This is a genomic window from Vibrio atypicus, from assembly GCF_009811315.1.
Taxonomy (GTDB): domain Bacteria; phylum Pseudomonadota; class Gammaproteobacteria; order Enterobacterales; family Vibrionaceae; genus Vibrio; species Vibrio atypicus.
Map to the genome: position 1 here is coordinate 287404 of NZ_BLID01000005.1, position 19824 is coordinate 307227.

Annotated in this window: 23 protein-coding genes; 12 read left to right on the forward strand and 11 right to left on the reverse strand. The window is 43.9% G+C overall.

The features are described from left to right. Positions 1–411: 411 nt before the first annotated feature. Together GVO60_RS13090 and GVO60_RS13095 are read right to left on the reverse strand one after the other, a co-directional pair. Complete coding sequence (locus tag GVO60_RS13090) at positions 412–2256, reverse strand: M48 family metallopeptidase (RefSeq protein WP_159654716.1); 1845 nt, start codon at positions 2254–2256, stop codon at positions 412–414. After that, on the reverse strand, positions 2256–2846 hold the full coding sequence (locus GVO60_RS13095; protein WP_162596544.1) for a LemA family protein: 591 nt from the start codon (positions 2844–2846) through the stop codon (positions 2256–2258). The genes GVO60_RS13090 and GVO60_RS13095 overlap by 1 nt, the downstream gene beginning before the upstream one ends. Before the next feature lie 706 nt (positions 2847–3552). Here GVO60_RS13095 and GVO60_RS13100 point away from each other — a divergent pair. Both GVO60_RS13100 and nqrM read left to right on the forward strand, forming a co-directional pair. Continuing rightward, positions 3553–4050 (forward strand): NifB/NifX family molybdenum-iron cluster-binding protein, encoded by a 498-nt coding sequence (locus tag GVO60_RS13100; RefSeq protein ID WP_159654720.1) that lies wholly within the window; start codon positions 3553–3555, stop codon positions 4048–4050. After that, positions 4050–4256, forward strand: coding sequence for a (Na+)-NQR maturation NqrM (gene nqrM / locus GVO60_RS13105; protein WP_159654722.1), 207 nt, complete (start codon positions 4050–4052; stop codon positions 4254–4256). Before GVO60_RS13100 ends, nqrM begins: the two co-directional genes overlap by 1 nt. Before the next feature lies 1 nt (position 4257). On the opposite strand, the gene GVO60_RS13110 is transcribed toward nqrM, so the two are convergent. After that, on the reverse strand, positions 4258–4539 hold the full coding sequence (locus GVO60_RS13110; protein WP_159654724.1) for a DUF134 domain-containing protein: 282 nt from the start codon (positions 4537–4539) through the stop codon (positions 4258–4260). Positions 4540–4588: 49 nt separating this feature from the next. Between GVO60_RS13110 and GVO60_RS13115 the strand changes: the two genes are divergently transcribed. Then, positions 4589–4984, forward strand: coding sequence for a PaaI family thioesterase (locus GVO60_RS13115; RefSeq protein ID WP_159654726.1), 396 nt, complete (start codon positions 4589–4591; stop codon positions 4982–4984). A gap of 221 nt (positions 4985–5205) precedes the next feature. Here GVO60_RS13115 and GVO60_RS13120 read toward each other — a convergent pair whose 3' ends face one another. Then, positions 5206–6207, reverse strand: coding sequence for a metal-dependent hydrolase (locus tag GVO60_RS13120; protein ID WP_159654728.1), 1002 nt, complete (start codon positions 6205–6207; stop codon positions 5206–5208). A 177-nt stretch (positions 6208–6384) separates the two neighbouring features. On the opposite strand from GVO60_RS13120, the gene GVO60_RS13125 reads away from it, so the two are divergent. The 3 genes from GVO60_RS13125 to GVO60_RS13135 are packed head-to-tail and all read left to right on the forward strand — an operon-like array spanning position 6385 to position 8010. Further along, entirely contained in the window at positions 6385–6723 is a 339-nt protein-coding gene (locus tag GVO60_RS13125) for a cytosolic protein (RefSeq protein ID WP_159654730.1), read from the forward strand. A 39-nt stretch (positions 6724–6762) separates the two neighbouring features. Next, entirely contained in the window at positions 6763–7635 is an 873-nt protein-coding gene (locus tag GVO60_RS13130) for a patatin-like phospholipase family protein (RefSeq protein ID WP_159654732.1), read from the forward strand. Between the two features lie 33 nt (positions 7636–7668). Then, positions 7669–8010 carry a hypothetical protein gene (locus tag GVO60_RS13135; protein WP_159654734.1) on the forward strand — a complete coding sequence of 114 codons (342 nt, stop codon included), beginning with the start codon at positions 7669–7671 and terminating at the stop codon, positions 8008–8010. Between the two features lie 191 nt (positions 8011–8201). Here the strand turns inward: GVO60_RS13135 and GVO60_RS13140 are convergent, their stop codons facing one another. The 4 genes from GVO60_RS13140 to GVO60_RS13155 all read right to left on the reverse strand — a co-directional run bounded on the left by GVO60_RS13140 (position 8202) and on the right by GVO60_RS13155 (position 12789). After that, a complete protein-coding gene (locus GVO60_RS13140; protein ID WP_159654736.1) occupies positions 8202–9710 on the reverse strand; it encodes a DUF3360 domain-containing protein in 1509 nt (502 codons plus the stop codon). 526 nt (positions 9711–10236) lie between these two features. Continuing rightward, on the reverse strand, positions 10237–10812 hold the full coding sequence (locus tag GVO60_RS13145) for a nucleoside triphosphate pyrophosphohydrolase family protein (protein WP_159654738.1): 576 nt from the start codon (positions 10810–10812) through the stop codon (positions 10237–10239). A gap of 172 nt (positions 10813–10984) precedes the next feature. Next, positions 10985–11545 (reverse strand): DUF1415 domain-containing protein, encoded by a 561-nt coding sequence (locus tag GVO60_RS13150; protein ID WP_159654740.1) that lies wholly within the window; start codon positions 11543–11545, stop codon positions 10985–10987. Further along, positions 11542–12789 carry an MFS transporter gene (locus GVO60_RS13155; protein WP_159654742.1) on the reverse strand — a complete coding sequence of 416 codons (1248 nt, stop codon included), beginning with the start codon at positions 12787–12789 and terminating at the stop codon, positions 11542–11544. Before GVO60_RS13155 ends, GVO60_RS13150 begins: the two co-directional genes overlap by 4 nt. A 105-nt stretch (positions 12790–12894) precedes the next feature. On the opposite strand from GVO60_RS13155, the gene GVO60_RS13160 reads away from it, so the two are divergent. The 3 genes from GVO60_RS13160 (at position 12895) to GVO60_RS13170 (ending at position 15705) form a co-directional block, all read left to right on the forward strand. Further along, a complete protein-coding gene (locus GVO60_RS13160) occupies positions 12895–13764 on the forward strand; it encodes a LysR family transcriptional regulator (protein WP_159654744.1) in 870 nt (289 codons plus the stop codon). 110 nt (positions 13765–13874) lie between these two features. Beyond that, positions 13875–15332: a molybdate ABC transporter ATP-binding protein ModF gene (gene modF / locus GVO60_RS13165; protein ID WP_159654746.1), complete on the forward strand. Its 1458-nt coding sequence runs from the start codon at positions 13875–13877 to the stop codon at positions 15330–15332. A 16-nt stretch (positions 15333–15348) separates the two neighbouring features. Continuing rightward, entirely contained in the window at positions 15349–15705 is a 357-nt protein-coding gene (locus GVO60_RS13170; protein ID WP_159654748.1) for a hypothetical protein, read from the forward strand. 38 nt (positions 15706–15743) lie between these two features. On the opposite strand, the gene GVO60_RS13175 is transcribed toward GVO60_RS13170, so the two are convergent. After that, on the reverse strand, positions 15744–15971 hold the full coding sequence (locus GVO60_RS13175) for a glutaredoxin family protein (protein WP_159654750.1): 228 nt from the start codon (positions 15969–15971) through the stop codon (positions 15744–15746). 111 nt (positions 15972–16082) lie between these two features. Here GVO60_RS13175 and GVO60_RS13180 point away from each other — a divergent pair, with 111 nt between their 5' ends. Genes GVO60_RS13180 through GVO60_RS13190 form a run of 3 tightly spaced genes read left to right on the forward strand, consistent with a single transcriptional unit; the run spans position 16083 to position 17897 of the window. Then, a complete protein-coding gene (locus GVO60_RS13180) occupies positions 16083–16580 on the forward strand; it encodes a M48 metallopeptidase family protein (protein ID WP_159654752.1) in 498 nt (165 codons plus the stop codon). Positions 16581–16589: 9 nt separating this feature from the next. Beyond that, positions 16590–17681 carry a 23S rRNA (adenine(1618)-N(6))-methyltransferase RlmF gene (gene rlmF / locus GVO60_RS13185; protein WP_159654754.1) on the forward strand — a complete coding sequence of 364 codons (1092 nt, stop codon included), beginning with the start codon at positions 16590–16592 and terminating at the stop codon, positions 17679–17681. A 27-nt stretch (positions 17682–17708) separates the two neighbouring features. Beyond that, a complete protein-coding gene (locus tag GVO60_RS13190) occupies positions 17709–17897 on the forward strand; it encodes a hypothetical protein (RefSeq protein ID WP_159654756.1) in 189 nt (62 codons plus the stop codon). Here GVO60_RS13190 and pilW read toward each other — a convergent pair. Together pilW and metA are read right to left on the reverse strand one after the other, a co-directional pair. Continuing rightward, positions 17894–18613: a type IV pilus biogenesis/stability protein PilW gene (gene pilW, locus GVO60_RS13195; protein ID WP_159654758.1), complete on the reverse strand. Its 720-nt coding sequence runs from the start codon at positions 18611–18613 to the stop codon at positions 17894–17896. The two genes, GVO60_RS13190 and pilW, sit on opposite strands and share 4 nt — an antisense overlap. A gap of 185 nt (positions 18614–18798) precedes the next feature. Then, positions 18799–19740: a homoserine O-acetyltransferase MetA gene (gene metA, locus GVO60_RS13200; RefSeq protein ID WP_159654760.1), complete on the reverse strand. Its 942-nt coding sequence runs from the start codon at positions 19738–19740 to the stop codon at positions 18799–18801. Between the last annotated feature and the right edge of the window lie 84 nt (positions 19741–19824).

Below are 19824 nucleotides of genomic sequence, written 5' to 3' on the forward strand. Positions count from 1 at the left end.
AAAGCACTGTAGGCTAGTTAATCCAATTTTTAGTTCTATGACTCTATATAAATCAGTGGGTTAGAGTTAATTATGAAGTTGGCATATCAATCGCAAGAACATAAGGGATACATTCTCGTTCTTGTTAGGCTTGACGATAAGGATAGCCTCTTTTTTGATAAAGCAGCTTCCGTCACTTAGGGGATTCCTTAAGTGGCGGCTTTTTACTTGTCGTCGTTTTTAGCTCGTACTTTAACAGCTGCTCCTCCTGTCTCTGTTCATGTGTTAGATACTAAAGCTAAAATAAGCAACAGTTAAATCGCTATCTATTTCCTTCGTCCAACCATCAGTTAATAAATATACTTGAGCTGAAACAAGCCGATAGATACAAAAATGCCAGCGATGATCGCTGGCATTTTACGTTTCGTATATCTATATCGAAATAGTTAGCGGCGGCTCTGGCACTTCAAGGAAACACGCAATTACTCGATAAAGTTCACCTTCTGCGACTGTGATTTTCCCATCGGATTCAATTGCTAAACGGCACGCTTTTACAAACTGGCGTCGTTGCTCCGGTTTAAGCTGAAGTAGCAACTCCAAGGCTGTGCGACTTAATCGCCAGTTATTGTTGGCACTTTCTAGCGTGGTCTCAGCAAACCCCAAAGAGGAGAGGGCGGTATTAAATGCACGTTGGGCGTCTTGGCACTCAGAGTGTGTCACCCACGCCAACTCACGCAGCAGCCAATGTGCGCTTTCCTCTAGCTGTTTTAATGTCTTGTTTTGACGAGTGGAGCCGAATGGAGCGATTAGTTGCTTTTCTAGCAAGTTAATGACGCACCACTCACCTAATGAGTAGTGATTGTCAGTTTGAGATAACTCACGTAGCACTTCACAAAGGCGACCCTTTTGTCCCTCGCTTAGTGCTTTAAGCGCTGGTATGGCCAACTCTAGCAGTGGAAGGCGCAAGTGAAGGGGCAGTTCATAATCCAACCACGGCAGTAGCTTCGAGTGTGAGACCATTGGAATATGCCCTTTGATCATCTCTCGCTGAATATCGCTGCCGTCAAAGATTAACAGTAAGGCAATAAAGCGGGAGCTATAAGGCTCACGAGCAATATCAATCAACTCTTGCGGTAATTGACTGATAAGTTGCTTACCAGTTTCACTAAGCTCTTCAGATGTCTGTCTATTGTCTAGAGGAGCAAAGTCAGCATCTGAAGCGAAGCCACTCACTTGTTCATTGGTAAAAGCTGAACCTTGATTCTGGCTTGGGCGAAAGAAGTTGCCATCCCAGTTAGGCTCAATACGACGTATTCGCTCTTCGAGAGGTGGGTGGGTAGCAAAGAACCCAGATAGCTTGCTTTGGCCAAACATCATGTGACTCATTTGATTGCTAGCTTGAGCGTTCAGGCTAGAACCAGACGAGTGACCGCCTATCTTTTTCAGGGCACCTGCAATGCCTTGGTCATTACGCGTAAACTGAACCGCACTCGCATCGGCCAAAAACTCACGTTGACGAGAGATAGCAGCTTTGATCATAGAGCCAAACAAGGTGCCGACCCAACCGAGTACTAGGCAGACGACAGCGATGAGCATGAGGATCATAAAGCCTTTGTCGGAGTCTGAAGAGCTTCTCGATGCGCGGCTGGTGTGGTGCGTATTGTCTAAAACCAAGTGACCAAAATGCGCGATACAAGTAATGCCAAACAGCACACCAATTAAACGTGTGTTCAACCGCATGTCACCGTTCAAGACATGACTGAATTCATGAGCAATGACGCCTTGCAGTTCATCACGGGTAAAGCTATCGAGTGCGCCTTGGGTTACGCCGATGACAGCATCATCAATACTCATGCCTGCTGCAAAAGCATTGATGCCCCGTTCTTGCGGCATCACATAAACAGGAGGCACAGGAACGCCTGATGCAATGGCCATCTCTTCAACCACATTTAGCAACTGTCTATGTTTTGTGTCTAAGGTATTCGAAGAAATAAGCTTGCCACCTATGCTTTCTGCAACACCACGGCCGCCATTCGATGAAAGCTCAGATAATCGAATCATCGAACTAATGGCCACCACTAATAAAACGCCTGCAAAACAGAGTAGAGCATAGAGAATAGCGGTTTGCTGGTCAAAAGGTTCACCAGTCACTCCGTAATAGATACCAATCGACAGGACGCTGACTAAGCCCGTGATGACTAACACTGCTAATGAAAACAGAAACACCAAAAGCCCAGTACGCTGACGCGCGGTATCTTGATGATCGAAGAACTTCATTAAAACTCAACCTTCGGCGCTTCTTGAATTGCTTCGGTATCTGCAAACTCCAACAACTTGCCATCTTGGAAACCAAACATATTGGCAAACAAAACTGGCGGGAAGGTTTGCTTATAAGTGTTGTAACTGGTGACTGAATCGTTAAATGCTTGGCGAGCAAAGGCGACTTTGTTTTCAGTGCTGGTCAATTCTTCTTGTAGTTGGCTCATGGTTTCATTGGCTTTTAGCTCTGGATAGGCTTCAACAACCACATTCAATTTTCCTAAGGCATTTTGCAACATACCTTCAGCTTGAGCCAGTTGGCTAATCGCTGCGTCACTGTCTGGCGCATCGCTTGCTGCTTTCAAACCAGAAATTGCTTGGTTACGGGCTTGAATCACACGCTCAAAGGTTTCTTTTTCATGTTCCATGTAACCTTTTGCTGTACTTACAAGATTTGGGATTAGGTCATAACGACGTTTTAGCTGAACCTCAATCTGAGCAAAGCTGTTTTTAAAGCGATTACGTAGCGTCACTAGTTTGTTGTAAATGCTGACAGCGAACACCGCAATAAGCAAAATGATGACAATAAAGACAATCAGTGAAGTCATAGTAAGTTCCAATTTGTAAATGTATTGGTATTTTATATAAGTATTTGAGATATTTAGCAAATTAGTCTTGAGAGTGGTGGCTATTTATCTTGCTAAGAGTCGCAATGATCACAATCTGTATATGGACAAAACTGAGATAGCATCTATTCAAACTTAGCTATTCCTGACTAGCTTATTCTATCCCAAGTATTCAAACCTCTTAGGTATTTACGAGGGCACTCCGAGCGATGGGAAGCAAATACTTGGGATATTGAAACGATAAAGTATTAATCGGATGGTGACTGGGCACCGTTTCGAGTTGACACCCTATCACTGGGTGCCGACTGTGAAGGTTCTGGACAATTCTGAGTTAGCAGTTTTGTTAATGTAGCTCTTCTCGGGGGACTTTAGGTATGTAACATGCGATCTAACACCGCTCTAAGTCAACCACGGAAAAACCGACAGTTCAAACATAAAACCAAAGGCAGCTAGCAATCAAAGTACCTGATAGAAGTAACCAACTCAGGGTTTCGTTTGTTTGCCTTCGCTTAGATTTTCACCAACATCGATCATACCGACGAGAAAGAGCTGCATTCATGCCAGTCAAGGCACTGAATAACCGCTCAAAGTAGTAATTCGGTGGATCCTAATTTTTCATAATTGGTTATTGGCATATGCCAATAACCAATTATATAGTGTTCTCCTTACACAGACAAAGGAGAACACTATGTTGTTTGCCATTCCCTGCCGCGAATCTTCTCTTTCCAATCATTTTGCCAAAGCCCCTCAGATTATGTTGTGGGATAACCAAACCAATGCCAAACGAATCCTTGAGTTGCCTAAATCATCATCGTGTTGTGGTCACAAGCACTTTTGGCGCGAGGTATTGCAAGACAATCAGGTGAATGCTGTTGTCGTTCGTTCAATTGGTTCGAATATGCTGAGTACACTGTTTAAGCTCAATGTTCGTGTTCTAAGTGCACCGCGTGGATTCTCTCTGGAGAATTTTGATGAAAACCAATTAACTCCAGTTACTCAAATTGAATTTGCTCGGCCCTCAGCGAATAAAAATAAAGCAAACTGTTCTGCTGCGATTGGTATGCGAAAAGCATATAGTGAAGTAAGAGTAACAGGATCTCGAAAACTCACTAATAAGCTTTCGCCACAAGCGATGAATCACTTGGCAAAAGCGTTTAAGCTAATCGACCAACAAGAGAAAAAATAATGATTTACCTAATCAGCTTTGCGATTTTTCTGGTTATTGTGGTCTTAATGGCGATAGGCGTAATGCTAAAAGGTCAAACGATACAAGGCAGTTGTGGTGGGCTAGCTAGTATTGAAATAGAAAGAGAGTGCAACTGCGTCGAAGCGTGCGATGAACATGTGCATGTACTTCACCAAATACAGGAACCGCAGGCATCAGGCTATTAGGCTATGGCTCGCGACTAAACATGAGTGCCTGTCCATGAACTAAGCTCTGAGCTACTTTGGAACGAGCACGCTTTATGATATTGCCAAATGTCTGCCTAGAGACTCCCATACTAGCAGCTGCTTCTGCTTGGCTGAGATCTTCGAGATCGGCCAAGCGCAGAGCTTCAAGTTCCTCGGCCAACAGCTCAACTTTATCGAGTTGGGAAAGAGGCACGCCATTAGGTTTAAAACTCTCGTATGGTGCGCTTCGGCAAATGTTGCGCTCTTTTTTTGGTCTTGCCACTTTGTTTACACCTCTAGTTTTATCGTCTTTTCTAACTGAGTAGTATTGTATGTCTATTTATATCCCCAAAAATCACCAACAATGTGCTGTTTGCTGCCAGCCTTTTTTCAACGATCATAGTGCCATCCACTTTGAGTTGACGGCTGACGGAGGTGTTGTGGGGCAAATTGTACCAACTAAAAAAGTGCAAGGCTATCAAGGTGTCATGCAGGGCGGTGTGATTGCTACATTGCACGATGCAGCAATGACTCATTGCCTATTCGCTCGTGATGTTTGCGCTATGACAGCTCGACTTGATGTTCGCTATATCAAGCCAATCCCTCTCAACTCAGTAATTCAGCTTCAGGCTCATTGCTTGATGGAAAAGAGAGGTATGTATTTAATGCAGAGTCGCATTTTTATCGGGGAGGACTGTTACTCAGCTGCTGAAGCCAAATTTATGTAATACCCTAGACATATTTGAGATGCTTACAATCGCGTTGTGAGACAACACTGTACTAAACTTCAATGTGACTACTCAAATGGCATTCTGTGGAGAGTGATTTAGCTTAGAAATATATACCAACTACCAGACCCAGAAATATTATATTTACTAATCTAAATTATTTTGGGGCAATAATGAGTTGCTTTAGCCACCACCATCGAAAGCTCTTTTTACTGGCTTGGTTAGAAATCGAATAGCATGTCGAAAAAGAGTTGTCTTGCTTCTGAACTATTGTCACGATGTGTCACGTATTCGACATGGGTGTTCGTGCTCGCTGATGGTGACAGTTTGACGCTCCAAAGCGCGTTGAATTGATTCGGTACCATTGAATATCGTACATCGATGATATGTCGTTCGTCGTCGGGGGATCTCGCGAGAAATCTGTTTGAAAACTCACTGAAACGAGCAATGTCTTTGGCTTGTTGCGAATGCGGGTCAAGCCACGGCAAATCCCGGTTTAGGTCTAGCTTTAGGATGGACTCGCCTGGGTATTTTTTTATTGAACGAGCAACTCGAATGGCATCAACATGGTAGCTCTCCTCCGTTTCATAAATCACTTTCCAAACCAAAATATTCGCGAAAGTGGGCTTGGCTTCTAATCGAATCGGTACGTGTTGTCGTTCATTCGCTAGTTGCCATCCAGCCGCTTCAGCTCTGTCTCTTTGAATCATGCCGAGCGTGGGATAAGTTAAAGCCCAAACTACGGCGATACGTGCAAGCCACGCGTTTCGTTTTAGCAGGGTAAATACGAGTAAAATTAATATGGGAAGGGTAAACGCTGGATCAATCACGGACACAAGATTCCAAGCATAGCGTTCATTCGTTAAAGGCCAAAACAGCTGAGTACCGTAAGAAGTACAAGCATCTAACAACGCGTGAGTGCTATAACCTAGTGCGCTATAAAGCCAGCTTTGCTGAAATGATAGTTGGTGCTTTTTGCCTAACAGTCGGTGTAAGACCAGAGCGCATAGGAAACTGCCAAAAGGTATAAAAAAGAGTGAATGAGTAAACTGTCGATGGAACTCTAAAAAGAGCAAAGGATCGCTTTCAGACCGGATCAAAACATCAAGATCCGGCGCCATTCCAGCGACTAGCCCAAAGAACCCAGCGACGAGTACGTGTTGTTTTTTGCTCACCGATAGAGAGAGGGACGCGCCGAATACACCTTGCGTTAGTGGGTCCATCATTAACTCATTGATTATGTATTAATTAATAGTAGATGATTGTCTGAGCTTCACCACTAAAATGCCAGTAATACGAGTGAATGTCCGCATATTGCCATCCACTCAGAAGCTCAATTTCTACCACGTTTTTCCTCTGATAGTGATAGAATCTCCGCATCAGAATTATCGAGAATCTTTATGTTTATCCATCATGTTAACGACATCGACTGGCTGGTGATTACAGCTTTTGAAGAACTGAAACCGATGTTTATCGAAGATGCCGGTCCAATCCCTTCTTATTTTTCTACCAGCAGTGAATTGAGCCTGATTGATCAAGCCAAACGTAGCTATGGATTCTTACCGACACTCCGAGGTGTGATCACTGATACCGGCACGTATCAAAGCAAAGATCTCGAAGAAGATTTGAACCCGCAGCTTGCATGCCTAGTTGAAGGGCGTGGTCGGGTGTTCATCTATCACGGCGGCTACGTTGCTTTTGTAGACGATGAGCAAACCTTTATCACCCGTATGGACTGAAACTTACCCAAAAAACTCATGACTTAAAGGATTCATTCGATGGCAAAAACGATCTCTCTTGTACTTGGCAGTGGTGGAGCAAGAGGCTTGGTTCACGTTGGAATCATTCGCTGGTTAGTTGAGCATGGCTATCAAATACAATCTATTTCTGGCTGTTCAATTGGCGCACTTATTGGTGGTGTCTACGCTGCGGGTAAGTTGGATGAATTTGAAGGATGGGTCACCAGTATCGACCAAACGGATATGGCGATGATGCTGGATTTTTCATGGCAATCGAGCGGTATGTTCAAAGGGGACAAGATCATCGACACCCTGCGCGAACTGATCGGCGAGATTTCCATTGAAGAGCTGCCTATCCCTTATACCGCAGTAGCCGCCAACGTCGCTGATGAAAAAGAGGTTTGGCTGCAATCCGGCTCTCTGTTTGATGCCATTCGCGCCTCTATATCTTTGCCATTGTTCTTCACGCCTCATGTCATCCGTGGTGAAGAACTCATTGATGGTGGAGTGCTCAACCCTGTACCGATTGCGCCTACCTTCGGAGACAAGACAGACTGTACACTGGCTGTAAACCTAGGTGGTGAACCTGAAACCGTTAAACCGGAAACGACACCGGCTGCCCTACCAATAAAAGAGAGTAACCTGCATGAGAAGGTTGTTCACTTTATCGATAATTTAGGTAGCAGTGTAAAAAGTAAAATGACCTTCAATTTTGCTGCCTACGACATTGCAAACCAAGCGTTTGATGCGATGCAATCGACCATTGCTCGCCAAAAGTTGGCAGCTTACCCCGCCGATATTACGCTGGAGATCCCGCGTAATGCCTGTGGCACCTTAGAGTTTGATCGCTCACAAGAGATGATAGACAGAGGCTACCATTTGGCGCAGGCTAAACTGGGCAACCGGCTTTAATAGTTAGCTTGCTGACGTGACGAGAGAGTATTTATGCAAATTGAACTCAAAGAGCTTATGGCAACAAAAGATGTCATCGTTTTGACTAGCTTAGAAGTGCCTGCCGTATCATGGCTAATAGATTGCTATCAAGAGAGTGTGGATATCCAGATTATCGAGAATGCACATCAATTAGATACTGAGGCGGTTTTGGCGCAATGTCGAAGCGGCCTTAGTGAAAGCAAAAAGGTCATACTTACCGCGCAGTTTCGCAGCCAGCTGCCTATCATCCAGATCGCTTCATTGTGTAATGAGAAGCGTAAATCATTGATCAATATTGAGCTATCAGGCTGGGATGAAGAAGAAGTTCGTCCTCACTCTTACAGCAGTTTCTAGGTAACAGACAGAGTCGTTCAAGGCAACGCTGTGAAATTGATTAGTCAGTGAGTAGGGCGGTTGTAGTTGTTAAAGATAGCGGTATGAGTTCGATAGAAAAACCAAGGCCTCGCGATTGCGAGGCCTTTTTGTGTTCTGACCCAAACTTAGCAACAGAAAGGGTTAAACATTGGAAAGCTATTTTTTAGAGGTTAACGAAAGCTTGGGATAATCGCTGGCAACCCTGGTAGAAGACCAACTAACGCCATCACACTCGTTAGTACCACAAACATAATGCCAGGTAACACCCAACGGCTCATTTTACTCAGTTCACCGCTACGTTCTTTACAACCGATTAGGCCTAAGTTATCTAACAGCATGGTGAGAGACCAACCAAACGCTGGGTTAACGAGCGCGGAAGAAAACACAACAATCGCTGCCGACTGGGTTGTTTTCCCTTCCCGTGTCATTTCCATTCCAGCTTCGAGCAATGGAACAAATACCCCAACAATTAGCGCTACACACAGTACAGGTTGCCAGATAGCTAAATCCATTGGGTAACCCCAAACAGCGGCGATGATACAGAACAGAGCTGTGAGCAAAGCGCCAGCAGGAATAGGGCGTTTGGCTATCGCTGCCGGAACAATATAAGTACCCCATGAAGACGTAAAGTTAGTACCACCAAGCAGAGAACCGAACGTTTGACGAATTGATGCTGTAGTCATGGTATCGTCAATGTTCATATGTACTTTTTCTGTACGTTCGGGATAGCTGATTTTTTGAAATACTTGATGCCCTAGGAAATCTGGCGACCACATAGCCACGGCTAAAATAGCAAAGGGCAATACCACCATGAAATGTTCAAGCGTAGGTAGACCTAGCATCCAGCCTGTATTTTCTCCCCACCAATACATAGGGTTCATATTGGGTAAACCAGGCTCGGTTTGAAAAGAAAACGGGGCGCCCATGGCAAAAGCTAAAGTACCACCCAATAAGCAACTAAGAGGTACGGCTAACCAACGCTTACGAAAATGTTCCAATAACGCGTACAAAATAATGGTGCAAAAGATCACGATAAAAGCGATGTGGCTCATACCGATTCCCTCAGCCCATGCGAACAGCTTTTTTACCTGAGAAACGGTTCCAACAAAGCCGAGGTAGAGCAGTAAACCGCCGCACACTCCCTTACTGGTGAGGTTTGCCAACATGCTGCCACCTTTGCTGATGGCTAACATTAAACCAAAAGCGCCTATCAGCAAGCCAAAGGCCATAGGGTGGCCACCTGCTGCTACGACAATCGGAATTAACGGGATGAGTGGGCCGTGCGTACCTGCGAGGTTAGCAGTCGGCAATAGAAAGCCTGAGAAAAGAATAATGAAAACAGAGGCGATGAGTAATTCATAACGCACATTTTCTAAAATAAAGCCTTCATTTAACCCTAGCGCCCCGGCAAAAGTGGCTGCAATGGCTCCCACCATAACAATCTTACCAATAGTCGCCGCCATCGCTGGGATGGTATCTTCTATTTCGAACCGATAATCTTTAAGCGGCAAATTAGGACGCCAGCGTTTAGGCACCATGATTTGTAACTCATGCTCTAAATATTGTTCTCGGGAATCAAATTCCGATCTGGGTTTATGTTGTTGCTCATAAGTGAGTTCATCCTCATTGGCTTGAGGCTTATCTGATCGTATATGTACGGACTCTAAAGTACTGCTCATGTTGATTCCTTTCGTTCACACTCTAAGGTGTGTTATTCCAACAAACGTTATTGCTTCAGGGCACGAAGGTGTAGCTATATATTTTCTGCCACAAAGAATTCGATGACTCTGTATTTTTGTAAATGAATTTATTAATTAATAAGTGAAAACAACTCACGGTTTAATATAAGTAATAAATAAACTGCGAATTAAGAAGGTCACTGAGATTTGATTGTTAGTACCTTATAACAAACCAAAAAAAACAAACAGCCTCAGACAGTTAGACATTAGTCGTAGAGTATGGTGAACCGTATATGGTATGAGTCAGTTTATTTATCGGCTATGAATTTCTGGGGCTAAACAGCAGCGTTCAACACTAAGTTATTATGGTTAATATTTAATTCAGTGATTGTTTTAAACAAATTCGATGTACTGTTGCCCAAATACTTAAATGTTTTTGGCCAGTCACTAGGGGAAGAGGGATGTGTATATGGAAAGGGTGGAATTATATACCGCCACTCAGTCTGTGCTGAATGGCGGTTTTAGATTATTTGGTTAGCGGAGCTAGATCCGCCGGGCGATAGTAAACAGATTTTAGAACCTTACCTTGGCGAATCGTTTTGCCTTCAGAGACAAAATCTTCTGCACATTTTGCGATAATGTAATCGCCTTTTTGAACAGCCATTAGTTTGATGCCTTGTTCTGCGTAATGCGCTTCGGTTTCCGCGTACTCTTTCTCGCTACGGCACACTTTACTCATGTTGCTTGAGTGAACTTCATCCCAACACGGTACAAAATCAATCCCGCGGTTTACTGCGACATTCAGTAGTAGGTCGATAAGGTAGCTAATCGCTAAGTTGTCTTCGATTTTATCGTGGCCTAAGTGAACAAGGCGCCCCATCAAAACATAAACGCTATCAACAATCGCATCTGCTTGCTCTGTCTTGCTATCAGCTTCAGCAAGTTCAGTCAGTTCTTCAATAGCTAGAGACGTGTGCAGTGTGTCTGCTTTGTCATCTAAGCTCTCAGGCGAGGAAACAGGTAGGTCAAAAGTGCTACGAAATTCAGTGATGTCGCGGTAAATGTGTTCAAAGATTTCGGTAGTGAGTTTAGAAAGGTGCATATCCTTAACCTGGATTGAAATAACAGTGGGCTAATACTACCAAAGCAGAAGCATGCTCGCCATTTTTAACGAGTTGAGTGGGGAGATTATAGACGTAGTTGCTGGTAAAGGGATTTACAGGCAAGGACCCGAAGCAGGCTCTTGCCTAGTTAAATTGCGATAGGGGGCTCGATTAGCTGAATAAGTAAGGAAACAGCTTACGGCGTTCTTCTGCGGTGAGTGATTCAACTCTTGCAATGTTGGTATCAGGAATCGCTTCTGGATTCGGGTAGTGTTTCAATACTTTTTCCATACTCTCTTCACGGATCAAGTGGAACACTGGGTACGGTGAACGGTTGGTGAGGTTTTCGTCATCCTCAGGGTCTGTGCCACCAAAGCAATAATCTGGGTGGAAGGTGGCTAACTGAAAAGTCCCTTCCCAATCCTGCTGTTTGATCAGGGCTTCGACCCAATCAATGAATAAGTTGTAGTCGAAGAAATCTTCAAGCATATTCGGCACAACAACCAAAGTGGTTTCCAACTCTTCTGGTGTTGAAGACTCTAGCTCCAAAAACTGGCATAAAATATCTTCCAGTAAGCTTTCTTCTTGGGTGGCTTCGCTGACGAAAATTTTGATCTGTTTGTTACGCTGTGGTTTTGCAGCAAATGGACAGAGATTCAGGCCGATGACCACGTCATTGAGCCATTGATTAACTTGTTGAGCAATCTCTTCTGTTGAGCGTGTGGTTGTCATTTTGCTTCCAAATTAGAATTTGGGCCAAGAATAGCAGAGTTCTCAGCAAGAGGCTCGCAGTCTGTGGGTTTGGCGTCTTGTTTTGATAGCAAATAACAGAGTGAAAATAGGGCGAGATAGAGCACACTTCCGCCTTGCATGACGCTTAGCCAACCTCCATGCTGCCAGCAATAAATCAAGAAGAAGCCACCAATACTTCCACCAATATAATAGTGAACAAGATAGAGCGCTGTCGCGGTCGCTTTGGCATGTGTCGCTTTTCGGCTGACCCAAGAGTAAGCCAGAGTATGAGTGAAGAAAGCGCCGAAACTGATCAGCATTAAGCCTAAAACCATGCTGGCGATTGAATCAAAATACGCAACCATCATTCCAACAAAGCTGATCGCTGAGCCCGTAACAATACCCGCGATAGGAGAGAAATGAGCGCACCATCTTCCTGTAAGTTTTGAGCTAATTGTTCCTGCTAAGTAACAAAGAAAGATCAAAGACGCCAAACTCACGGGTAAGCTAAGTGGCGGGGCAACTAATCGAAAACCCATCACTGAGTAGAGATTAACGAATAGCGCAAAATTGATCCCCCCGACAAGCATTGCCAGCCAGAGCGTTTTGTTTCTCATATGTTTAATGAGTGCTTTATTGTGGTAACGCAACATGCCTCGTTGGGGCGTAAAGTTTTTTTGTATCGGCAACAGTCGAATTACCACTAGACCACCCAGAAAGGTTAGGCCAGCAATAACCAGCACCGCGTATTGCCAACCAAATGCGTCTGTAAGCGTACCACCTGCAATACGGCCGAATATTCCACCTAAAGAGTTGGCAGCGATATAAGTTCCAATTGCTTTGCTAAAGGCTTTTTCTGAGAGCTCTTCCACCATGTAAGCGACCGCAACCGACGCAAAGGCAGCAAGGGCTATTCCCAGTAATGCACGCAATAAGATAAGGCTAAGTAAAGAGTCATTCATTAGCATGGCGAGGTTTATGAATGGGAGTGACAGTAAGCCCGTTAACATGACTTTTCTTCGGCCATAAGACTCCGACGCGACTGCCCAAGGAACTAAGAAGACTGATAAGGCCAATGTCGAAGCGGCAAAAATCCAGTTTATTTGCGTTTCAGTAACGACGAAGTGCTGTGCCATATACGGTAGCATCGGCTGAAATAAGTAGAGGTTACAAAAAATGAGGAATGAGCCCAGAGCTAAACCCCAAGTGATGTTCTGATATTGTTTGCTGCCAATTTGAATCATGTGATAAGTCACAATAGAGCGATTAATGTGATCAAGTTATCAGTGAAAATTGGATTGATAAAATATATTAAAAATATGAACATAATATATTTTTGATATCACGATATGGACTCTAAACACCTACGCCACTTTCTCGCCGTTGCTGAACATCAACATTTTACTATGGCAGCTAAAGCGCTTCATATTGCTCAACCAGCATTGAGTATTTCAATTAAGAAGTTCGAGCAACAACTTGGGGTAGAGCTGTTTCGCCGTGAAGACCGAAAGGTTATGTTGACGGATGAGGGCGAAGTATTACTTGAGCATGCAAAGCGTGTACTTCAACAATTGGATGATGCCCAACTAGCCATTGATGAACTCAAGGGGCTTGAGAAAGGTGAGGTTCGTTTGGGAGCGCCAAGTATGATGGGTTCTTACTTTTTCCCTCAGGTGTTAATGGCTTTTAAGATGCGCTACCCCAATTTAAAACTGACGCTGGTGGACGCGGGCACTGAGTCCATCAGGCAGATGTTGCTCGACGGTGAACTAGATATTGGCGTTATCAATAATGATCATGTCCCTGATGACCTCGAAGTTGATCACCTTTTTGATACTGAGATGGTTGCTGTGGTCGGTAAAGAACATCCACTTGCTAACCAAATCAGCATCAGCTTTGAGGAGTTCTTTAAACATGAGCTCGTCATGTTCAAATCTGGTTACTTTCACCGCGAGTACATTGAAAAACGGGCGCAGCAACATGGTATTGAAATGCGGTTTTCATTTGAGACCAACTTGTTGCCGATGATTCTGAGTATTGTCCAACATGAGTTCGCGATTACGGCCTTACTGAATTTAGTTACAGAGCATGAACCTTCAGTGGTGGGTATCCCATTTGATGAGCCTGTGAAATTGAGTTTAGCGTTGGCCTGGCGCAAAGAGGGGTATTTATCGGTCGCCGATCGGACCTTCATTGATTTCGTGAAGCAGTACACCTGATTTACGTTTCCGTCTGCCAATATCACATTTCTATCTTTCTCTATCGCACGAAATAACGTCTTGAAGTAACGTGTTTTTCAATTCGATTTTTAGGTAAGGATGCCGAATCAATGCAAATTCATTTCTCAGATGTCTCGGTCGAGTCAGGCACAAGCAGATTAACGATCTCAAACTGGGCGATCAGCCGAGGTCAATCATGGGGTGTATTCAGCACTGAAGGTGATATTGGATCTGCTCTTGGCTGTTTATTGTGTGGAGAACTGACCATTGAATCCGGAAAACTAGAGTTAAGCGACGGGCGCATTGCTCAAGTCTCTTTAGTGGAACAGCAGCGTCTGTTAGAGGAAGAAATAGCCAAGGATGACACCAACTTTCTCGATAAGATTGATAAAGGAACGACGGTGTATTTTCTCATCAACGAGCAAAGTAGCGATACGCAACTGACCGAGCAACTACTGCGTGATTTGGATTTAGAACATCTCAGAGAGAGCGGTTTTCGCGTTTTATCAACGGGGGAGACTCGCCGAGTCATGCTTGCCAGGGCTTTAGCAACAGAGCCTGATTTGATTGTCCTTGATAACCCGTTTACTGGTCTTGATGTGGCACACCGCCGAGCTTTAGCGCGTTATTTAGCTCTCCGTCAGCAAACAACACAGATGCTCATCACCTTTAATCGTGAAGAAGACATTCCTGAATGGATAGAGCGTATTGCGCTTTTTAATCATGGTGCGCTTGAAAACACCATGAATAAAGATGAATGGGAAAGTCATCCGGTTGTTAGCCAGATTAAAGCGCAGTCTCAGCAACAAAGTGAGGAGATGATTGCCCTAATTCAACGTCATCAACACTCGACTCACTTTGCTAATCCGGTATTTGAGATTAAGGATGGTCGAGTCGAATACACCGAAAAAACCATCTTTACCGGGTTAAATTGGCGCATTAATAATGGCCAACACTGGCAGGTGAAAGGCCCCAATGGTTGTGGAAAAAGTACTTTGCTAGGTCTGATTTTTGGCGATCATCCTCAGTGTTACTCTAATGATATCCAAATATTTGGTAATCAACGTGGTAGTGGAGAGTCGATATGGGAGATCAAAAAACACATCGGTATGGTTTCCTCAGCTTTGCATTTGCAGTATCGAGTCAGCTGTAGCGCGCTCGAAGTGATTTTATCTGGTTTCTACGACTCGATAGGTTTGTACCAACAACCAACCAAGAAAGAGATACAACTCGCGCAGGAATGGTTGGCCATTTTACACATGAGTGAATACGCCAAAACATCATTTAGAGAGTTGGAGTACGGTCAGCAAAGGCTACTATTAATCGCACGAGCAATAGTCAAACAGCCTGCATTGCTTATTTTAGATGAGCCGTACCAAGGTTTAGACTATCTTGGTCGACGCCTGGTTAAAAACACGTTGGAGCTGATCGCACGTGAGAACTTAAGCCAATTGCTCTATGTTTCTCACTATCAACAAGATAAGCTAGCGAGTATTGGCAATGAGTTGGAGTTTGTGTTTGATGAAAGCTTAGGCTGCTATCAAGCAAAACTGACAACGACAAATTAAGCAAAGAAATAGACAAATGGAATTAAGAAGTACCATCAAATTTGCGCTTATCGGTAACGTAGTTGCGCTTGCAATTATTTATGCGATTGAAGCTACCACTGCATTTTTCGGCCTGAAATACGCTTCAGACTACGCTTTCATGGTGCTGATGTCTTTGTGGGGATGTGCAACACTGCTTTATATGTACCCACCAGGCAGTGGATTTGGCAGTAATTTACCGGAGAGTCGTGAGACAGAGGTTGTTGAAGAGCCAGAGGAAGCGGAAGATATTGATGAAAAACGCCTTTCTGCCAATAGCATCGTATGTTTGAAGTTTTTAATGGCAGGAGTACCCGCGTTAATTTACTGCGGGTTTAATCAAGCTTTCAACTAGAGTGCTGATGGAACACTCTAGTTAATTGCACTCAAGAGTTAGCTCTTATACATCTTCTCGAAGTTACCTGGGTTCCAACCGATCATGTAGCGGTCACCAATCTTCAATACAGGGAGAGAGCGGGCACCAATGGCGTCTAGCTCTTTTCTTCCTCTTTGCATTTTTGCATTCGTTAACCTGTACTTATAGCCTTTAGAATCGAGATAGCGCTGGGCATCTTTACAGTGTGGGCATTTGTCTTTTACGTACAGTACAAGTCGTTTCATTAGTTTGTTCCTACATCTTTGATAGGGGAAGTGTAATGAAAAGACCGTGAATGGCAAGTGTGATTCGGGTAGACTGACGCCTCTTCAAAACTACTGACCAAATATTGATTAATGAACTCTGTACTGAGATACATTCAAGGCTACCCTGAACATATCGTAACGCCAGTAACGCAACTGGTTGAGTCTGGGCGATTGAAAGCTTGGTTCGAGCAGCGATATCCTCAAAATCACAACATCAAAAGTGAAAAAGCGCTGTTTGAGTATACGATGGCTTTGAAAAATCGTTATATGAAGAAAACATCTCCGCTGAGCAAAGTCATTTACGATAATAAGATCCACCTGATCAATAATGCGCTTGGATTGCATACTTACGTGTCCAAAGTGCATGGCGGTAAAATCAAATCAAAGAACGAAATTCGTATCGCGAGTGTGTTTAAGAACGCGCCGGAACCGTTGTTAAAAATGATAGTGGTTCATGAACTTGCTCACTTGAAAGAGAAAGATCACAACAAGGCGTTTTATCAACTGTGTTGTCATATGGAGCCTGACTACCACCAGTTGGAACTCGATGCTCGCCTCTTCATGATGTACTTAGAAACAACGAACTAGAATAAAACAATGAATCAAGCGAAAAAGCCTAACTCACCACGACGTAAAAGCCTTGATGATAAGTCGAGCTCTAAGAAAGCGAAAGCCACCTCAAATAATCACGGTGACAAATCCGTAATGAAGGTGACGACGTTAAGCGGTAAAAGTGGCCTGCACAATAAGAACCCTCATAACGGTCGGTATGATTTCGATGCGTTAACCGAGGCGCTACCACAGTTAAAAAAGCATGTGATTAAAAACCCGCGCGGTGAGCAGAGCATTAACTTTTCAGACCCGAAAGGGGTGAAGTTACTCAATCGCGCATTGTTGGCGCATCATTACAACGTCACACAGTGGGATATTCCAGAAGGTTATTTGTGCCCGCCTATCCCGGGGCGAGCTGATTACATACATCGCTTAGCTGAGTTGTTAAACAAAGAGAGCCGTACCTTAAAGCACTCTATGGTTAGAGCGCTAGATGTTGGAGTCGGCGCAAACTGTATCTATCCTATTGTTGGGGCAACTCAATATGGGTGGGAGTATATCGGCTCTGATGTTGATCCCGTATCTGTGGACAATGCTAACAATATCGTACTGGTTAATGAGGCGTTAAAAGGCAAAGTTGAATGCCGTTTGCAGGCTGAGAGTAAGCATTTCTTTAAAGGTGTCATACAGCCTGGTGAATTTTATGATGTCACGACTTGTAATCCGCCTTTTCACAAATCCTTGCAAGAGGCGCAACAAGGCACTGAGCGTAAAATAAAAAACCTTGCTGCAAATAAAGCCAAGCGAGGTCAGCAGAGCCAATCCGCTAAAGCTAAGCCATCGCCTATACTTAACTTTGGTGGCCAAAAAGCGGAACTTTGGTGTCTTGGTGGTGAAGCGGAATTTATTAAGAATATGGCCTTTGAAAGTAAACAGTTTGCTGATCAGGTCTTATGGTTTACGACCTTGATATCAAAAAAAGAAAATGTCCGTTGGATGCGTAAGAATCTCGAAAAGGCAGGGGCTTTGGAGGCGAAAATCGTCGAAATGAGTCAAGGTCAAAAGGTCAGCCGTTTTATTGCATGGACGTTCAAAACCCCAGAGCAACGTCAAGCATGGCTTAAGTTGAAAAGCTAACCAGTTGAGTATAGGTAAGGAGGGTGTATGGAGTTTGAAATTTATATGCCCTGTGAACCCGCGTGGATTTGCACCAGCTTTTTATGGCTGTTTTCCATGCTGGCTTTATTAGGCTTACTTGGGTTTATCAACATCCTTTATAAAGAATACAAAAAGATTCAACGCGCCTCTCGTGTTAAAAAGCGGCGCCAAACTCATCATAGAAAAAGGCGCTAGCTATCTGGTGTGATTTCAGCCAGCTTCGCTCGATAATTCGCTTCTAAACTTGGGTTGCCAGCCTGATTTTCTAGTTCGATTAGCAACCGTAAAGAAGCGACTTGCAAGCCATATTGTTGATGGAATTTCATCAAGCGAATACGTGCTTGTGTGTATTCCATATCTTTGATTTCTAACTTGGCCAAGTTCAGAATAGACGGTACGCGTTGTGGATCATGTTCGATGGTTCGAATGAAGTAACGCTTAGCTTGAACGTTATCACCAGATTTTAGAGCACATAGGGCTGCATTTTCATAACTAGAAGAGACTTGATAGTAAGAGGGTTGCTCAATCGCTTTACGGAAATACTGGTCAGCTTCTTGGTAGTCGCCGCGTTTACATAGAAACGTCCCATAATTATTAAGTACATTGCCATTGTTGGGGTGCTGCTTTAATGCTTTGTTATATAGAGATTCGGCAGATGCTGACTCACCAACATTTTCAAAGTAATGCGCTAAAGAGAGTTGTGCTCGATAATAATTAGGGGCGTGTTGGAGCGCTTTTTCGAGGTTTTCGCGCGCTTTTGGCATATTCCCTTGTTCCATATACCCAAGGCCTAATGCGATGCGAGCTTCTGAACGCTGCTCGGGGTGTGAAACTAGCGGTTGTTGGTTATTTGATTCAACGGTGACACAACCGCTGAGGGCAATTGTAAGCCATAGTCCTATTCGTCGCATATTCCATTCTTTATTTTGCACATCTAGTTGCATGTATAACGTAAACGAAATGGGATATAGAGATAGTTACAAGAACAATGCGACTGACTCAGCAATTATTCGTATTCAAACCACATAGGAAAAGGTAAGGCATTGAAATATAACAAAGGGCTCGATGTGAGCCCTTTGTTATTATTGATATTGGATTAATCGTCCTTAGTGAAATTAGCTTCACTAAAGTGATCCAAATCGTAAGGTGTTTGCTGGTAGACGCAGTAGTTCAGCCAATTCGCGAACAGCAAATGTCCGTGACTGCGCCAGCTTGCGTTTGGTTTATTGTCTGGGTTGTTGTTCGGGTAGTAGTTTACCGGAATCACAGGCTCCATCCCTTCACCAAGGTCGCGGATATATTCGTTATGTAATGTGAACGAATCGTACTCTGGGTGCCCAGTTACAAAGACATTTCGTTTGTCTTTCGTCGCTGCGAGGTAAACACCTGCAACGTCAGAGGTCGCGAGAATATCTAAGTCGGTATGCTCTTCAAGAAACTCGGCGGAAAAGTCTGCGTAGCGAGAATGAGGGGCTAAAAAGTTATCGTCGAAGCCACGCAGAATAGGGTGATAAGGTTGCAATGTTTGGTGGTGGTAAACACCAGATAGCTTCTCTTTGCGAGTGCGCTTTGGCAGATCGTAAAGCAGTTTAAGCCCAGCTTGCGCCGCCCAGCAGACATAGAGTGTTGAAGTCACATGCTCTTTTGCCCAGTTCATGATGGTTTGCAAGTGATCCCAGTAAATCACATCTTCAAACTGAACTAAACCAAGTGGCGCACCAGTAATGATTAGACCATCAAAATTGCGTTCTTTGACCATCTCAAACTGGCGGTAGAAGTTATCCAAGTGTTCGGTTGGCGTGTTCTTGCTCGGTCTGTCATCAATACGAAGAAGTTCAATGTCTACTTGAAGTGGGCTGTTAGACAGTAGACGTAAGAATTGAGTTTCCGTCTCAATTTTTTTCGGCATAAGATTGAGGATCAGCACCTTAAGCGGACGGATCTCCTGAGTCGAAGCGCGAGACTCCGGCATAATGAAGATATTTTCCTCACGTAATACGTCAGATGCAGGTAATTGATCGGGGATCTTAATTGGCACAGCTTACTCCCTAAGCGATGTTTGGACGTCTATACATCTAAACTTAACCTAATGCGAATGAGATGTCGATAGCAATTTTGAGCG

Bases quoted from the DNA above. Each gene is read 5' to 3' on its own strand.
- pilW (WP_159654758.1), bottom strand. From the start codon at position 18,613: ATGCGACGAATAGGACTATGGCTTACAATTGCCCTCAGCGGTTGTGTC.
- GVO60_RS13160 (WP_159654744.1), top strand. From the start codon at position 12,895: ATGGACTCTAAACACCTACGCCACTTTCTCGCCGTTGCTGAACATCAA.
- GVO60_RS13125 (WP_159654730.1), top strand. From the start codon at position 6,385: ATGTTTATCCATCATGTTAACGACATCGACTGGCTGGTGATTACAGCT.
- GVO60_RS13130 (WP_159654732.1), top strand. From the start codon at position 6,763: ATGGCAAAAACGATCTCTCTTGTACTTGGCAGTGGTGGAGCAAGAGGC.
- GVO60_RS13115 (WP_159654726.1), top strand. From the start codon at position 4,589: ATGTCTATTTATATCCCCAAAAATCACCAACAATGTGCTGTTTGCTGC.
- GVO60_RS13100 (WP_159654720.1), top strand. From the start codon at position 3,553: ATGTTGTTTGCCATTCCCTGCCGCGAATCTTCTCTTTCCAATCATTTT.
- nqrM (WP_159654722.1), top strand. From the start codon at position 4,050: ATGATTTACCTAATCAGCTTTGCGATTTTTCTGGTTATTGTGGTCTTA.
- GVO60_RS13190 (WP_159654756.1), top strand. From the start codon at position 17,709: ATGGAGTTTGAAATTTATATGCCCTGTGAACCCGCGTGGATTTGCACC.
- rlmF (WP_159654754.1), top strand. From the start codon at position 16,590: ATGAATCAAGCGAAAAAGCCTAACTCACCACGACGTAAAAGCCTTGAT.
- GVO60_RS13090 (WP_159654716.1), bottom strand. From the start codon at position 2,256: ATGAAGTTCTTCGATCATCAAGATACCGCGCGTCAGCGTACTGGGCTT.
- modF (WP_159654746.1), top strand. From the start codon at position 13,875: ATGCAAATTCATTTCTCAGATGTCTCGGTCGAGTCAGGCACAAGCAGA.
- GVO60_RS13180 (WP_159654752.1), top strand. From the start codon at position 16,083: ATGAACTCTGTACTGAGATACATTCAAGGCTACCCTGAACATATCGTA.
- GVO60_RS13170 (WP_159654748.1), top strand. From the start codon at position 15,349: ATGGAATTAAGAAGTACCATCAAATTTGCGCTTATCGGTAACGTAGTT.
- GVO60_RS13140 (WP_159654736.1), bottom strand. From the start codon at position 9,710: ATGAGCAGTACTTTAGAGTCCGTACATATACGATCAGATAAGCCTCAA.
- GVO60_RS13155 (WP_159654742.1), bottom strand. From the start codon at position 12,789: ATGATTCAAATTGGCAGCAAACAATATCAGAACATCACTTGGGGTTTA.
- GVO60_RS13095 (WP_162596544.1), bottom strand. From the start codon at position 2,846: ATGACTTCACTGATTGTCTTTATTGTCATCATTTTGCTTATTGCGGTG.
- GVO60_RS13135 (WP_159654734.1), top strand. From the start codon at position 7,669: ATGCAAATTGAACTCAAAGAGCTTATGGCAACAAAAGATGTCATCGTT.
- GVO60_RS13150 (WP_159654740.1), bottom strand. From the start codon at position 11,545: ATGACAACCACACGCTCAACAGAAGAGATTGCTCAACAAGTTAATCAA.
- GVO60_RS13145 (WP_159654738.1), bottom strand. From the start codon at position 10,812: ATGCACCTTTCTAAACTCACTACCGAAATCTTTGAACACATTTACCGC.
- GVO60_RS13175 (WP_159654750.1), bottom strand. From the start codon at position 15,971: ATGAAACGACTTGTACTGTACGTAAAAGACAAATGCCCACACTGTAAA.
- GVO60_RS13120 (WP_159654728.1), bottom strand. From the start codon at position 6,207: ATGGACCCACTAACGCAAGGTGTATTCGGCGCGTCCCTCTCTCTATCG.